Source organism: Pandoraea communis (genome assembly GCF_902459745.1).
Taxonomy (GTDB): domain Bacteria; phylum Pseudomonadota; class Gammaproteobacteria; order Burkholderiales; family Burkholderiaceae; genus Pandoraea; species Pandoraea communis.
Genome location: NZ_CABPSJ010000003.1, coordinates 492,882 through 508,718, shown reverse-complemented (window position 1 = coordinate 508,718; position 15,837 = coordinate 492,882). Strand labels below are relative to the sequence as shown.

The window sequence follows — 15,837 nt, the reverse complement described above, 5'->3', positions numbered from 1 at the left end:
AAACGTATTCTACCCGTGTTGACGGGCGCTAGTGCCGCTTTTTTCAGCGAAGTTCACCGGGGCGTCACAACCCACTGACCATTTTTCTCGACAAGTACACGGTCCCCTGTGAACTCCTCGAAATCCTGATCGTGCCCCGGCAGCATGCGGATGACGACCTCGCCCGCATCTCGCAGGCTCTCGATCTTGGCACGCAACCCAGGGACGTCGTCCGCCGGCGCCAAAATGGCGTTACTGCGCGCTTCAACCGGCGAAATTGCTGCCAATTCACGCAAATCAAGTGAAAAACCGGTTGCCGGACGGTCTCGCCCGAACGCCTGCCCCACTTTGTCGTAGCGTCCACCGCGCGCAATCGCATTGGGGATGCCATCGACATATGCGGCGAACATCACGCCACTGTGGTACTGATAGCCTCGCAGATCGGCCAGATCGATGGATAGCACTGCCGGGCCATCCTTGCTCTGCGACGCCGCCAGATAGGCCAGATCGTCCAATGCAGCCTTCACACCGGGCAGATCCGGCAGCACCTTGCGGGCGCGAGCGAGTGTCTCGGCCGGTTCACCATACAACGTGGTCAACGCCAGCAGCGCGTCGCGAAGGGGCACAGGCAGGTCACGAGTCAGCGCTTCGAGTTGCGGCACATCCTTGGTTGCCAGGGCACCGAACAACTGGCTCTCAATAGCCTCGGCAGCCGGCACACGCTCGATCAGCGCCTCCAGAACGCCTGCATGGCACAGATCGATCCGAATCTGCTTTAGGCCGGCAAGTTGCAGGCAGTAGAGCAACAGCTCCTGAATCTCGAGATCGGCTTCCAGCCCGCTATGCCCGAAGATTTCAGCGCCGATCTGGAACGGTTCGCGCGTTGCCAGCAAATTGCGCGGACGCGTAAACAGAACGCTCCCCGCATAGCACAGACGCGTCACGCCCTTGCGATTGAGCAAGTGGGCGTCGATACGGGCGATCTGCGGGGTGATGTCGGCGCGCAGGCCCATCGTACGGCCCGAGAGCTGGTCAACGAGCTTGAACGTGCGCAGATCGAGGTCGTGGCCGGTGCCGGTCAGCAGCGACTCGACGTACTCGAGCATCGGCGGCATCACGAGTTCGTACCCGTAGGTACGGAAGCGATCGAGCATGAGCCGGCGCAGATCTTCGATCTTGCGCGCCTCGGACGGCAGCACGTCGGCGATATTTTCGGGAAGGAGCCAGTTCGGCATGGATATTTCGGTACTCAGGCGGCGCAGGGAAGCACCTTTTAGTGGTCGGCCAGCAGCATCAGAATCAGCCCCAACGAGACGGCGGCCAGGCCGAAGAAGCGAATCTGGCCGGACGGCATTTCCGTTATTTTACGAAAACTTTGCCGCCACCGTTCCGGAGCGACAAACGGAAACAACCCCTCGACGATCAGCATGAGGGCCAAAGCGAGAATTATCGTGCTGCTGGTCACAGGGGGACTCGGCCAAAACGCCACCGCCCGCGTTTGACGCGGGCGGTGGCAGCTACTCGGATGTCAAAGGCGTTATTTTCCCGCTTTTCCGCTCGGCGCGCCAGCACCACCGGAGCCGCGCATAAATCGGAAGAAATCGCTGTTCGGGTCGGCAATGATGACGTCCGCCTTGTCGCGGAACGTCGCCTTGTACGCTTCCAGGCTCTGATAGAACTGCGCGAACTGCGGATCACGGCCAAATGCCTGCGCGTATATACCCGCCGCAGCGGCATCGCCCTCGCCCTTGACCTGCTGGGCCTTGGCATAGGCTTCCGCCACCACCACGTCGCGCTGGCGGTCGGCATCGGCACGAATCTGCTCGGCCTCGGCAGCGCCAGTCGAACGCAGCTCGTTCGCCACGCGCTTACGCTCGGCAGCCATCCGGCTATAGACCGAATCGCTGATGCCAGCGGCCAGATCCACGCGGCGCATCCTCACGTCGACAATCTCGATGCCCACTTGCGCAGCGTCTTCGCCGACCTTCTGCTTCACCCACTGCATTACTTGTTCACGCTGCGAGGACACCACCTCCGTCACCGTGCGCTTGGTGAACGCTTCCTGCAATGCCGAGCGAATCTGCTGCGTCAATCTATCCTGAGCAAGACGGCTCTCACCCTTGAAGCTCACGTAGAACTTGCGCGGGTCGACGATACGCCACTTCACATACGAGTCGACGATCAGGTTCTTCTTCTCGGCCGTGATGAAGCGCTCCGGCTCCGGGTTATCGATGGTCATGATGCGCTTGTCCAGATACAGCACGGTCTGGAGCGGCGGCGGCAACTTGAATTTCAGGCCAGGCTGGCTATATACGTCGCGGATCTCGCCCAGCGAAAACACCACGGCAAAACGGCGCTGATCCACCACGAACATCGTCGAGGCAAGCACGATCAACAGAACGATCAGCGCAACAATTACGGTTCCAATACGGTTCATGCGCTTATCCCCTTAGCGTGAATCGCGGTCGCGGTTGCGCAATGCCGCGCGCGATCGATCATGGTCGGCGTCCGAGCTGTCATCAGCAGCAGACGATCCAGTGGCTGCATTCGCTGCCGCACCGGAGGCCGGGGCCGGCGGCGACGCATCGCCGCTGCGGGTGCGCTCCATGATCTTGTCCAACGGCAGGTACAACAGACTGTTGTTCTTCGAATCCACCATGATCTTCGTGGTGCGCGAATAGATCTGCTGCATCGTGTCCAGGTACATCCGCTCGCGAATGACGCCGGGCGCCTTGGCATAGGCTTCCTGCACCAGTTTGAAGCGATCGGCATCGCCCTGCGCTTGCGACACGACACGCGCCTTGTAGCCGGCAGCCTCTTCCGTCAGACGCGACGCCGTACCCTTGGCACGCGGAATCACGTTATTGGCATAGGCCTGCGCTTCATTCTTCGCACGCTCCAGATCCTGCCCAGCCTTCACGGCATCGTCGAAAGCGGCCTGCACCTGCTCAGGCGGCTGCACGCTTTGCATCGTCACGCTCGTGACCAGAATGCCGGTCTTGTAGTCGTCAAGAATGCGCTGGATCGAAGTGACCAGGTCGTTGGCGATCTCTTCGCGACCGGCGTAGAGCACAAAGTCCATCTTGCTCTTGCCGACGATCTCGCGAACCGCCGTTTGCGCTGCCAAGTTCACCGACGATTCGGCGTCCACGTTATTGAACAGGAATTCGGTCGCATCCTTGATGCGGTACTGCACGGCAAAGCGCACGTCGATGATGTTTTCATCGCCCGTGAGCATCGACGAATCCTTCAGATCGGTATCGCGAATCGTATTCGAGCGGCCGATTTCGACCGAACGGATCTGCGACATGTTGACGATCTCGACCGATTGGAACGGGTACGGCAGGCGCCATTGAATACCCGAAGTCGTCGTGTACTTGTATTTGCCGAATTGCGTGACGACGCCGACCTGACCTTCCTGGACGATGAAGACGCCGGTGGCCAGCCAGATCAGGAATGCCAGCGCGATGACAACGCCGGCGCCGATGCTCGATCCGCGCGAGCCGCCGGAGAAATTGCTCGAACCGCCGTTATTGCCGCCTCCGCCACTCTTGCGGCCGAAGATACGGTTAAGACGCCGATTGAAATCGCGCCACAGTTCGTCGAGATCGGGGGGGCCGTCCTGCTGCGGACCTTGCGGTCCGCGCTGTGGCTCCTTCGGATCCTGCGGATTCGGATTGTTCGCACGATCGGGGCGGTTCGGCTCCTGATTACCGGACGGCGTATCGCCGCCGTCCCGCCCCCAGCGCGGGTCGTTCAGGGAGAATATCAAGCCAACTCGTCGCATCAAAGCTCTTGGAAGCATAGGTAGAAGCGTGGTGACTGAAGCGGTCTTGGCGTTGCGACCGGCGCGCCTCACTTCGGAGCGCGCATGCTGCCGGTTCGCGCGTAGTTCCCGAATCTCTGGTGTGCCGATCGGTGGCCTTGCCCGGCCTCCGTCTAGTCTCTTGCCAGTTCGTCACCCGTGTTGTGCGCTGCCGGTGTTCCCCGTGGCAGTCACCCTTCACGGTGTGACGTCTCGTGTTATCTGTCTTCTGCGCGCGGCACATCGCCCCAACGGTCGATAAGCCGGACATCGGGCGCTTCGATCTGCGATTGTAACCCAGCAGTGCCGGCCACAACCGCCTCGCTAATGGCCTCGCGCAGCAGGTCGAGGCCCTGGCCGGTGCGCGCGCTCAAAAAGACTCGCGTAATGCGCCCGGCTTCATCCCGTTCGATTCTCGGCCCTTGTGCGGCCAGTTCCGGCACCGCGTCGATCTTGTTCCAGACGAGAATCTGCGGGATGTCGGCCGCATCGATCTCTGCCAAAACGGCGTTGACCTCGGCCATCTGCTCCTGGCGCACCTGACTTGAGGCATCCACCACATGCAGCAGCATATCGGCGTGTACCGTCTCCTCAAGCGTCGCCCGGAATGCCGCAACCAATTGGTGCGGCAGCTCGCGGATGAATCCGACAGTATCAGACAGCACGATGTTCCCGACATCGCCAAGATAAACACGACGGGAGGTGGTATCGAGCGTGGCAAACAACTGATCTGCGGCGTAGGCATTGGCCTTCGTCATCGCATTGAACAGCGTGGATTTGCCCGCATTCGTGTAGCCCACCAGCGAAATCGACACGGTGCCGCTGCGCTGGCGCGCACGACGTTGCGTGTCGTGCTGGCGTCGAAGCTTCTCGAGGCGAACCTCGAGCGACTTCACGCGGTCGCCGAGCAGTCGGCGATCGGTTTCCAACTGCGTTTCACCCGGTCCGCGCAAGCCAATACCGCCCTTCTGACGTTCCAAGTGGGTCCAGGCACGCACCAGGCGCGTGGACAGGTACCGCAACTGCGCGAGTTCGACCTGCAGCTTGCCCTCATGACTCTTGGCACGTTGGGCAAAGATATCGAGGATCAGGCTGGTGCGATCGACCACCCGACGCTGCAACAGGTGTTCGAGGTTACGCTGCTGGCCAGGCGTCAGGGCGTGATTGAAAATGACCAGTTCGACGTCGTACTCTTCGATGGCGGCACGCAGCTCTTCGGCTTTACCACTGCCGATGAAGAGCTTTGCATCCGGGCTGTGACGGCGACCAGTAATGGTCACGACAGGCGTGGCGCCTGCGGATTGCGTCAGAAGGTCGAGTTCCTGGAGGCTGGCTTCGAAATCGAGTTTGCCGAAATCGATGCCGACGAGCGCGGCGTTGATCGTCAAGCTACGCTGGGGATGGGTATTGGGGCTGTTGGACAAGAGCGGGCGGTGGGGAAGAGAAATTCGCCCGGCCGGAGAGACTCCCGGTCGGGCGAGCCTGAATCAGGACTGCTCGGCTTCCGGATGGAAATTCACCGGACGCGCAGGTACGACCGTCGAAATGGCATGCTTATAGACCATTTGGGTAACCGTGTTGCGCAGCAGGACGACATACTGGTCAAACGACTCGATGTTTCCCTGCAGCTTGATACCGTTGACCAGATAGATCGAGACGGGAACATGCTCCTTACGCAAGGCGTTCAGAAACGGGTCTTGTAAAAGTTGCCCTTTGTTGCTCATAAGTTACTCCATTGTATTTTTAGCAAATGACCGTAAGCCAAGGCGTGTGCGCGCTTCCCACCCTGACTTCCACACTATAGCTGATTTTGCTAGCGTCGCCAGCAAAACCCCGCCCTGGACTGGCTTTCACTCGCCCTTGGCGTAAGGGTTCGCGCTGTTCCGGAACTCTATGCGTAATGGAGTGCCCTTCAACTTAAAAGTTTCGCGGAAACGGTTCTCGAGGTAACGCCGATAGGTATCGGTCACCCCATCGAGACTATTCCCGTGAATGACGATGATCGGCGGATTCGAGCCCCCTTGGTGGGCGTAGCGCAGCTTCGGACGGGAGAACCCCGAACGTCGCGGCTGCTGATGCTCCACCGCCTCGATGAGGGCTTTGGTCAGCTTCGGCGTCGGCAGTTTGCTCATCGCCGCAGCGTACGCCTCGTCCACCGAGCGCATCAGCGGGCCAATGCCCGTGGCCTTCGCGGCCGAAACGAAGTGAAAGTTCGCAAAAGAGAGGAACTTGAGCTTTCGCTCCAATTCCTGCTTGGTCTGCTCACGCGTGTACTCGTCCAGTCCATCCCACTTGTTCACGCCAACGACCAGCGCACGCCCCGATTCGACGATAAAACCGGCGATATGTGCGTCCTGATCCGAGATGTCCTGACGGGCATCCAGCATGAGGATCACGACGTTCGCATCGGCGATCGATTGCAGCGTTTTCACAACCGAGAACTTCTCGACAGCCTCGAAAACCTTGCCGCGACGGCGTAGACCGGCGGTATCGATCAGCGTGTATTTGCGTCCCTGACGCTCGAATTCGATATGAATCGAGTCGCGCGTGGTGCCCGGCATGTCGTATGCGATCACGCGCTCTTCACCGAGGAGTGTATTGACCAACGTCGATTTGCCGACGTTCGGACGCCCGACGATGGCAATCCTCACTCGCCCGTCGTTCTGCTTATCCTCTTCGCTCTCGTCCTGACTCGCGTAAAACGGTGCGATGGCTTCGTCGATGACTTCCTTCACACCGTCGCCATGCGCGGCCGAGATGGCGAGCGGGTCGCCCAGACCGAGTTCGTAGAATTCGTTCGCGACCGACGAATACTTCATGCCCTCGGCCTTATTGACCACGAGCATGATCTTGCGCCCTGTCTTGCGCAGATAATCGGCAATGATCTGATCGTGCGGCGTGAGACCCTGACGTCCGTCCACGATATAGATCACCACGTCGGCCTCAACCACGGCCTGACGCGTCTGCTTGGCCATTTCGTGGAAGATGCCCTCCTTGGCCACGGGTTCGAAGCCACCGGTGTCAATCAGCAGGTACGGATGCTCGCCAACGCGCCCCTCGCCATAGTGACGGTCGCGCGTGAGCCCGGGCATGTCGGCGACGAGCGCGTCGCGCGAGCGGGTCAAACGGTTGAATAGCGTCGATTTGCCGACGTTGGGGCGCCCTACGAGCGCGATCACGGGTTTCATGAATAAGCCCTAAAAACGAAGACGGCCGGCAGCGCGCCGGCCGTTCCCGGAAAATGCCCGGGTGCTGCCGGTAACCGGTTAATCCGGACGGAAGCCGTAGATGTTGCCGTCGCGCGTTTGCACAACCAGTGTCTGGCCGGCAAGGATCGGTTGCGCACCGATCGCACCGCTCAGTTTGACGCGAGCCAGAAGCTCACCATTGTCACGCGACAGGAAATGCAGATAGCCCTGCTTGTCGCCCACCACCACCACGCGGCCGAGCGCCAACGGCGCCGACAGGTCGCGGTACTTGAGCTTGTCGTTCTGCCACAGTGTACTGCCATCGGCAGCGCTGAAGGCGTAGACGGCGCCATCGGTGTTCACTGCCGCCACCACACGTTCATCCTGCGTAACACCGTTCGGCGACGAGAAATCGCGCGCCCACAAGCCATTGCCGGTCTGCACATCGGCACAGCCCACACGGCCCTGGAACGTCGCACCGCACACCTGACGGCCGAACACGACCGGCGAGCCGGTTACGTCGTTCACACGCTCCACTTCCGTCACACCCTTCGGGTACGACAGCGGCGTGACCCACAGCGGGTTGCCGGTATTGGCGTCGAGCGCCACCATCTTGCCGCCAGGGAAGCCCGTCACGACGGCACGGTCACCCACGAACGTCATGCCCGTGCCGGTACGCAGCGTGAGCGTCGACGACGGCTGCGAATACGACCAACGCACCGAGCCCGTACCCGAATCGAACGCCGTCACGCGATTGTTGATCGCACGCACGACAACGATGCCGCGACCAACCAGCGGCGCCGTGAGTACCTCGCTACCGGCGTTGGCCTTCCAGAACTGCTTGCCGTCGTGATCGAACGCGATCACATCGCCCTTGTGCGTGGCGACGACGGTCGTCTCGCCGTCGCTGCCCGGACCGGCGGTGATGTTCGTATCCGCCTTGGCCGACCAGGTCGATGCCCCCGTATCCGCATCCACGCGCACGATGCTGCCGTTCGCGCCTGCGGCGAACACGGCGTTGCCCACCGCGACCGGTGCGAAGCTGTAAGCGCCGGCCTTGCCAACGCTGGCTGTCCAGATCTGCTTGACGGTCAACGCCTGCTTGATCTCCGTGAGCGGCGTCGGCTCGTGCGCCGGCTTGCCGCCGAAGATTCCGCAACCACCCAGCGTACCCAGCACTGCCAGCGTCAGCACGGCACTGCCCGCGCGCTTGAAAATGCCACGGCGCGTCGACGCCGCCTGCGCGGACTGTGACATGGCCATCGTTTGCGGCATCGATCGACGGAAGTCGTTAAAGATCATCATGTACCCGGTTATGCGTTATGGGAGGGTAATACTTGCCAACGGAGTGCCAAACGCGCGTCAGGCCCCCAGCGCGTCGAGCTTGAACTGAACGAACTGGCGCATGCCCGAATCCTGCTTGTCGAGCTTTTCGAGTGCCAGCTTGTACGCGGTACGCGCATCGGCCACCTTGCTCTGCGCGACCAGCACGTCGCCACGGCGATCGGCGAACAGACCGGCGTAAGGGGCGGGCGGATTGTCGAGCAGCTTGAGCGCTTCGTCGTACGCTTTTTCGTCGAGCAACACACCGGCCAGACGCAGCTTGGCAAGTTGCTTGTACTCGTCGTCCTTCGCGTTCGACACCGCCCACTGCAGTTGCGCCTTCGAACCCGCCGCATCCCCCGCATCTGCAAGCGACTTGGCTGCAAGCATTGCCGTCATCTGTGCGTACGGCGTACCGCTGAACTTGCTTTCCATGTCCGACGCGATACGGGCCACCTTCGCCTTGTCCTTCGCGTCGATGGCATTCTCCAACTCGCCATACAGTACGCCCGCCTCGACCGTCTGCTTGCGGTCGTAATAGCGCCAAAGGTTCCAGCCACCATAGGCCAGCATGATGACGACCAGCGTCCAGATAACGTAATTGCCGTACTGCTTCCACCAGGCCTTTACGTTCTCGATCTGTTCCTGTTCCTCGTGATAGCTGCTCATTCGCCGGTGCTCTCCGTGTCTGGCGTCTTGAATTAATGAAGGGTTTCGTTACCCGCGCCGACATCGGCCAGGCTTTCGTTCACGCTTTCGTCGGCACTGGCGACGATCGTGTCGATCAAGTGCTCCGCGAGGCCGTCGAACGCTACGCTCGTCTGATTGTTCGCCTGATCGGCGGCACGCAGGTGCTTGACCACGGCCGTGCCCGAAGCCACTTCGTTCTCGCCGATGATCACTGCGAAATTCGCGCCGCTCGCGTCCGCACGCTTCATTTGCGACTTGAAGCTGCTGCCCTTGCCGTCCGGACTGCAGTGGAATACGACGTTCAAACCGGCATCACGCATACGTTCGGCCGCGATCAGCGCAGGCGCGACAGCCGCGTCACCCTGATGCACGACGTACACGTCGGCGCCTTCGGCCTGCGGCACGAGATCGTCTTCGCGCAGCAATTCGAGAATGCGCTCAACTCCCATGGCCCAGCCGCACGCCGGCGTGGCATCGCCACCCAGTTGTTCGACCAGCGGATCGTAACGGCCGCCACCGGCAACCGTGCCCTGTGCACCCAGCTTGTCGGTCACCCACTCGAACACGGTCAGATTGTAGTAATCCAGCCCGCGCACCAGACGCGGATTGATCGTGAACGGAATGTTGTTCGCCTTGAGCAGCGACTGCACGCCTTCGAAATGCTTGATCGAGTCCTCACCGAGGTAGTCGATGAGCTTCGGTGCCCCTTCGACCATCTCCTGCATCGCCGGGTTCTTCGTATCGAGCACGCGCAGCGGGTTCGTGTAGAGACGGCGCTTGCCGTCTTCATCGAGCAAGTCGACATGCTTCTCGAGATACGCGATCAGATCGGCACGATGACGTGCACGCTCTTCGCCCTGCCCCAGCGAGTTCAGTTGCAGATGAATGCCGGTCAGCCCGAGATCGTCCCACAGGCGCTGGCACATCAGAATGATTTCGACATCCGCGTCCGGACCGGCAAGACCGAGCGCCTCAACGCCCACCTGGTGGAACTGGCGATAGCGGCCGCGCTGCGGCTTCTCGTGACGGAACATCGGGCCGAAATACCACAGACGCTTCGGACCGCCGTACAGCAGATTGTGTTCGAGCGTCGCACGCACTGCGGCTGCGGTGCCCTCCGGGCGCATCGTCAATTGCTCGCCGTTGAGCGAATCGGTGAAGCTGTACATCTCCTTCTCGACGATATCGGTCACTTCACCGATACCGCGCGTGAACAATTGCGTGTGCTCGAGAATCGGCGTACGGATCTGCTGATAGCCGTACGCACGCAACATGGCGCGCACCGATTCCTCGAAGAACTCCCACAGGGCTTCGTCCTGCGGAAGAATGTCATTCATGCCTTTGACCCCGGCCAGTTTGGCGGGGCGCTTCTTCTTTGCGTCAGTCATATTCTCTTGTGTGTCCTGCCTGCTTATGCGGCGACCGCCCCTTCGGCCTGACCGTAGCGGGTCTTCACGTACGCGTCGACGATCTGCTGGAACTCTTCGGCGATATGATCGCCGCGCAGCGTGCGCACCTTTTCACCATCGACGAACACGGGGGCCGCCGGCGATTCGCCCGACCCCGGCAAGCTGATGCCGATGTTCGCGTGCTTCGACTCTCCGGGGCCGTTCACGATACACCCCATCACCGCGACGTTCATATTCTCGACGCCCGGATATTGCGCCTTCCATATCGGCATTTGTTCACGCAGATATGCCTGAATATTCGAGGCCAGTTCCTGGAACACCGTACTCGTCGTGCGGCCGCACCCAGGGCAGGCGATGACCATCGGCGCAAACGCGCGCAGGCCCATCGTCTGCAGGATTTCCTGCGCCACCACGACCTCACCGGTACGCGCGCCGCCGGGCTCCGGCGTCAGCGAAATACGGATCGTGTCGCCAATCCCTTCCTGCAGCAGCACCGACAGTGCGGCCGTCGACGCCACGATACCCTTCGACCCCATGCCGGCTTCGGTCAGCCCCAGATGCAGGGCGTAGTCGCAACGCTTGGCCAGTTCGCGATAAACGGCGATCAGGTCCTGCACCGCGCTCACCTTGCAGGAGAGCAAAATCTTGTTGGCCGACAAACCCACGCGTTGCGCCAGTTCCGCCGACTCCAGCGCCGACGTGATAAGGGCTTCGTACATCACGCTCTGTGCATCCCAGGGCGTCGCACGTGCCGCGTTCTCGTCCATGATCCGCGCGAGCAGCGACTGATCCAGGCTGCCCCAGTTCACGCCGATACGCACAGGCTTGTCGTACTTGATCGCCATTTCGATCATTTGCGCGAACTGCGTATCACGTTTGGCGCCTTGCCCGACGTTACCCGGGTTGATGCGGTACTTCGACAGCGCGTCGGCGCATGCCGGATAGTCGGCAAGCAGCTTATGGCCGTTGTAGTGAAAGTCGCCGACCAGCGGCACCATCACACCCATGCGGTCAAGTTGGTCGCGAATTGCCGGCACCGCGGCGGCGGCTTCCGGTGTATTCACGGTGATGCGTACCAGCTCGGAGCCTGCCTGCGCCAGTTCCTTGACCTGAATGGCCGTACCGATCACGTCTGCCGTATCGGTGTTGGTCATCGATTGCACGCGAATCGGCGAGTCGCCACCGACCGTCACCAGTTGCCCACCCCAGCGAATCTCGACCTTGCGCGACTGACGGCGGGGTGCCGGACCGCCGATGATCGGCATGCATTCTACAGAAGCCATGATTACCCTCTTTCGGTCTTACTGGAGCGTCAGACGCGCCACATTGCCCGCGTTGCGGGACTTGATCTCGACCGGTTGACCGTTGAATTCCAGCGACTCGACGCCCGCGACGTTACCCACAACGACCTTGAGCGGCGCATCGCCCGTAATTACCTGTTCGGCACCTGCGCGCATCAACTGGGAGAACAGCACCTTGCCGTCCTTCGAACGTACTTCGACCCAGCTATCCGCCTTCAGGTGCAACGCAATCTTGCCATTACCTGGCGCACCCGGGATGGACGCCTTGCCATCGGCCGGGGTTCCCGGCGTCGGCGCCACCGGCGCGGCTGCAGCGCTGGCGCCCGTCAGCCCGGCAACCACGTGCGTCGGATCGGTAGCCGCAATCAGGCCCGGGCCCGCTGCGGCAGCGCTGGCCGGTGCAGTATTGACGGCACCCTCGGTATTGCCGGTGTTGACGCTATTCGTACCGTCTGCGCCGGGCGGCGTGCCATTGGCATCGGCCACCACAGGTTGACTGGCCGGTTCGGCAACGTCTGTCGCTCCCTGGGCCGATGCAGCACTGGCCAACTCTGCCGGCTCGGTGGAACCACGCCCCGGCTTGTGGGCATTGCCGAAATACCAGGCAGCGCCGGCGATCACGACGAGCGCAGCCAACGCCCAAGGCCATTTGGCCTGCGACGCGGCAACCGGCGAGCGGAAGCGCACCGGGCTCTTCGGAATACTCGGCTGGCCCGTCGGGGGTTGCGGAATATCGATGGGCGCAGCGCGGCCAAAACGGCGCAGCGGCTCGATCATCGGCTCCGGATCGGCCCCGAGCATGCGTGCGTAGCTGCGCACGACACCCAGAATAAATGGCATTTCCGGCAAGGCATCCCACTCGCCGGCTTCAAGACGCTTGAGCTTTTGCACCGAGACTTTCAAGCGCGCCGACACGTCTTCGATCGACATGCCGCGCTGCTCGCGCAATGCTGCCAGTTGCGCACCCACCTGCGCCCCCAGCTCAGTCCATCCGACGGTCGCTCCCTGCGGCAATCCTTGGCTCTCGGCCCCGGCTTGCCCGCATGCATCCGCCTGATTCTGGTTATCCATCGATACGCCCCCGTTCGTAGACAGCCGCCTGCAGCGGCTGAGGATATGCTGGCGACAGTTCCACTACCTCACCTCCCGTGCACGCGGCGTGAAGATCTGCACGGCGCATCGGACGACTCAGCGAGGAACTGACGGAATCGCGCGGGACACGATACGCGCCCCGCGCAAGGAATGCTGTAGTGCGAGACTGATCCGACGGGCGGCATGGCGCGTGCGGGGCCGACGGCCCTCGCCACGGTCCGCGCCCGCTCATGCGCAACCTCATACGGTACGCACCTCGACCGCGATTTTCCCAAATTTGCCGCGCTGCGCAAGCCGCGTGCGATCCTGCACCTCTCCAGCGAGCTGACCGCATGCCGCATCGATGTCGTCGCCGCGCGTCTTGCGCACGGTTGTCACGAGCCCTGCGTCGAGCAGAATTTGCGCGAAGCGCTTGATCTGCGGGTCTTTCGAGCGCAGCAGGCCGGATTCGGGAAACGGATTGAACGGGATCAGATTGAATTTGCACGGCACGTCGCGCGTCAGGGCGACAAGCTCGCGCGCATGCGCCTCGGTGTCGTTCACACCGTCGAGCATGCAGTACTCGAACGTGATGAAATCGCGCGGCGCCACTTCCAGGTAACGCTCGCACGCGCCCATCAGTTCGCGTAACGGATATTTCTTGTTGAGCGGCACGAGCACATCGCGCAGTGCGTCGTTCGGCGCATGCAGCGACACGGCCAGCGCCACAGGGAGTTCCTGCCCCAGACGATCCATCATCGGCACGACACCCGAGGTCGACAGTGTGACACGGCGACGCGACAGCCCATAGGCGTTATCGTCGAGCATCAGGCGCATTGCACCCACGACATTGTCGAAATTGAGCAACGGCTCGCCCATGCCCATCATCACCACGTTGGTGATGACACGCTCGTTCTTGCCTTCTCGCCCGAGGTCGCGGCGCAACGCAAACTCGGCCATCCACAATTGACCGATGATTTCGCCAAGCGACAGATTGCGCGAGAAACCCTGCTTGCCGGTCGAACAGAACCGGCAGTTGACGGCGCAGCCCGCTTGCGATGAAACGCAAAGCGTGCCACGCGTCTCTTCGGGGATGTAGACGGTCTCGACGGCGTTGCCGTTACCCACGTCCAACAGCCATTTGCGCGTGCCATCGGTCGACACGTGGTCGGTGATGGCCGCCGGCGCAGCGATGATCGCACGTGTGTGCAACTTTTCGCGCAGCGACTTGGCAAGATCGGTCATGCCGTCGAAATCGGCGGCACCCATCTGGTGGATCCAGCGCTGGAGCTGGCGAGCACGGAACGGCTTCTCGCCGAGCGTGCCGCAATAGGCGGCCAGACCGTCCGGATCGTAATCAAGCAGATTCGTGAGGTTGGTCATGGCCCTGGTCCGTCAACATCCCTTCGGTATCTTCCTGCGATTGAGCGGCTAAACGCGTATTAACGCGCGTAGACGTTCAGGCCGGCGAAGAAGAACGACACTTCGACAGCAGCCGTTTCGGCGGCATCCGAACCATGCACGGCGTTCGCGTCGATGCTGTCGGCGAAGTCGGCGCGAATCGTGCCCTTCTCAGCCTTCTTCGGATCGGTAGCGCCCATCAGTTCGCGGTGCTTCGCGATGGCGTTCTCACCTTCCAGCACCTGAATCATCACCGGACCGGAGATCATGAAGTCGACCAGATCCTTGAAAAACGGGCGCTCCTTGTGCACGGCGTAGAACTGCTCGGCTTCGGCGCGCGACAGGTGCACCAGCTTGGCGGCTGCGATCTTCAGGCCTGCGCCTTCGAAACGGCTATAAATCTGGCCGATCACGTTCTTGGCAACGGCATCGGGCTTGATAATCGACAAAGTGCGTTCGACTGCCATGAAAAACTCCAAAAAATTAAGCAGTTATATAACCAACATGAACCCGTAATTGTAGCACGAAGGCTGTTATGATGGTGATGGAACCTACGGTACGCGTACCGCTCAAACGCAAGACGGCCGGGACGATCCGGCTTTTCAAGAAGTTGACGTAAGGGTGTGATTCCGGCACCTTACCCAAATGGGAAGGTCGGATGGCGTGCCGGCGGCTTGAAATTCAGGCATTCGCCCTGAGATTTCGAGAATCGTCTGAGCGCTTTCCCGGGAGTCTTTCGGTATCCTTTGACTTCGACGACAAGCCAGACCAACGGCTGCGGGGGATTTGCCGGCGACGAGAGCCGGTCATCGTAAGCGTCAAGAGGCGCTTGCCGGCCCCGCCGGCGGGCACAATGACCACGGAGAACACATTATATGAACCAGGATTTCCAACGTTTCGGCTACGGTGGGACGCAAGGCGCCACAACCGTACAGGTGCGCAACAAGGTACTGCGCAATACATACTGGCTGCTCGCGCTGTCGATGCTGCCGACGATTGCCGGGGCTTGGCTGGGCGTGAATTACGGTTTCTCGCTGTTCGCGGGCAGCCCGATGGTCAGTGTGATCGCATTCCTTGCCATTGCTTTCGGCTTCATGTTCGCCATCGAGCGCTTCAAGAATAGCGGCGTAGGCGTGGCGTTGCTGCTGGGCTTCACGTTCTTCATGGGCCTCATGCTTACGCGCCTGCTGAGCTTCGTGCTCGGCTTCTCGAACGGCGCATCGCTGATCATGTTGGCGTTCGGCGGAACCGCCGTGATTTTCGGCGTGATGGCAACGGTCGCCACGGTCAGCAAGCGCGACTTCAGTGGCTTGGGCAAATGGCTGTTCATGGGCGTGCTCGTGATTCTGCTGGCCTCGGTTGCCAACATCTGGCTGCAACTGCCGGCGCTGATGCTGACGGTCTCGGTCCTCGCCATCGCCATCTTCTCGGCATACATTCTGTTCGACGTGCAGCGCGTCGTGAACGGCGGCGAGACGAACTATGTCACGGCGACGCTCGCGATTTATCTCGACCTGTACAACATCTTCACCAACCTGCTCGCCATCCTCGGTGTGCTGGGCGGCAATCGCAACTGACGCCCCCGTCGCGGCGGCGCGGACATCCCCGCGTCACCGGAGACGCAAAAAAGCCAGTCCCTCGGGACTGGCTTTTTTCTTTATTTACGCGGC

Annotated in this window: 15 protein-coding genes; 1 reads left to right on the top strand and 14 read right to left on the bottom strand. The window is 61.3% G+C overall.

Going from position 1 to position 15,837, the window contains the following annotated elements:
* Positions 1-53: 53 nt before the first annotated feature.
* From PCO31110_RS13115 to ndk, 14 genes are all read right to left on the bottom strand, one after another.
* Positions 54-1,214 carry an ATP phosphoribosyltransferase regulatory subunit gene (locus PCO31110_RS13115; protein ID WP_150690600.1) on the bottom strand — a complete coding sequence of 387 codons (1,161 nt, stop codon included), beginning with the start codon at positions 1,212-1,214 and terminating at the stop codon, positions 54-56.
* Positions 1,215-1,252: 38 nt separating this feature from the next.
* Entirely contained in the window at positions 1,253-1,444 is a 192-nt protein-coding gene (locus PCO31110_RS13110) for a DUF2065 domain-containing protein (RefSeq protein ID WP_036660910.1), read from the bottom strand.
* 72 nt (positions 1,445-1,516) lie between these two features.
* A complete protein-coding gene (gene hflC / locus PCO31110_RS13105; protein WP_010807280.1) occupies positions 1,517-2,416 on the bottom strand; it encodes a protease modulator HflC in 900 nt (299 codons plus the stop codon).
* Between the two features lie 12 nt (positions 2,417-2,428).
* Positions 2,429-3,784: an FtsH protease activity modulator HflK gene (gene hflK / locus PCO31110_RS13100; RefSeq protein WP_036660912.1), complete on the bottom strand. Its 1,356-nt coding sequence runs from the start codon at positions 3,782-3,784 to the stop codon at positions 2,429-2,431.
* 218 nt (positions 3,785-4,002) lie between these two features.
* The gene (hflX, locus tag PCO31110_RS13095; RefSeq protein WP_256380688.1) at positions 4,003-5,166 is read right to left on the bottom strand and encodes a GTPase HflX; all 1,164 of its coding nucleotides are present in this window, start codon (positions 5,164-5,166) and stop codon (positions 4,003-4,005) included.
* A gap of 105 nt (positions 5,167-5,271) precedes the next feature.
* On the bottom strand, positions 5,272-5,508 hold the full coding sequence (hfq, locus tag PCO31110_RS13090; RefSeq protein WP_010807283.1) for an RNA chaperone Hfq: 237 nt from the start codon (positions 5,506-5,508) through the stop codon (positions 5,272-5,274).
* 126 nt (positions 5,509-5,634) lie between these two features.
* On the bottom strand, positions 5,635-6,972 hold the full coding sequence (gene der, locus PCO31110_RS13085) for a ribosome biogenesis GTPase Der (RefSeq protein WP_150690599.1): 1,338 nt from the start codon (positions 6,970-6,972) through the stop codon (positions 5,635-5,637).
* A 78-nt stretch (positions 6,973-7,050) separates the two neighbouring features.
* The gene (gene bamB / locus PCO31110_RS13080; RefSeq protein WP_010807285.1) at positions 7,051-8,277 is read right to left on the bottom strand and encodes an outer membrane protein assembly factor BamB; all 1,227 of its coding nucleotides are present in this window, start codon (positions 8,275-8,277) and stop codon (positions 7,051-7,053) included.
* Between the two features lie 57 nt (positions 8,278-8,334).
* A complete protein-coding gene (locus tag PCO31110_RS13075; RefSeq protein WP_010807286.1) occupies positions 8,335-8,964 on the bottom strand; it encodes a YfgM family protein in 630 nt (209 codons plus the stop codon).
* A gap of 32 nt (positions 8,965-8,996) precedes the next feature.
* Positions 8,997-10,373 carry a histidine--tRNA ligase gene (gene hisS, locus PCO31110_RS13070; protein ID WP_010807287.1) on the bottom strand — a complete coding sequence of 459 codons (1,377 nt, stop codon included), beginning with the start codon at positions 10,371-10,373 and terminating at the stop codon, positions 8,997-8,999.
* Positions 10,374-10,396: 23 nt separating this feature from the next.
* Complete coding sequence (ispG, locus tag PCO31110_RS13065) at positions 10,397-11,677, bottom strand: flavodoxin-dependent (E)-4-hydroxy-3-methylbut-2-enyl-diphosphate synthase (protein ID WP_036660915.1); 1,281 nt, start codon at positions 11,675-11,677, stop codon at positions 10,397-10,399.
* 18 nt (positions 11,678-11,695) lie between these two features.
* Entirely contained in the window at positions 11,696-12,766 is a 1,071-nt protein-coding gene (locus PCO31110_RS13060; protein ID WP_150690598.1) for a helix-turn-helix domain-containing protein, read from the bottom strand.
* 261 nt (positions 12,767-13,027) lie between these two features.
* A complete protein-coding gene (gene rlmN / locus PCO31110_RS13055; protein ID WP_010807290.1) occupies positions 13,028-14,149 on the bottom strand; it encodes a dual-specificity RNA methyltransferase RlmN in 1,122 nt (373 codons plus the stop codon).
* 59 nt (positions 14,150-14,208) lie between these two features.
* On the bottom strand, positions 14,209-14,634 hold the full coding sequence (gene ndk / locus PCO31110_RS13050) for a nucleoside-diphosphate kinase (RefSeq protein ID WP_010807291.1): 426 nt from the start codon (positions 14,632-14,634) through the stop codon (positions 14,209-14,211).
* 408 nt (positions 14,635-15,042) lie between these two features.
* Here ndk and PCO31110_RS13045 point away from each other — a divergent pair, with 408 nt between their 5' ends.
* Entirely contained in the window at positions 15,043-15,744 is a 702-nt protein-coding gene (locus PCO31110_RS13045; RefSeq protein WP_010807292.1) for a Bax inhibitor-1/YccA family protein, read from the top strand.
* The last annotated feature ends 93 nt before the right edge of the window (positions 15,745-15,837 follow it).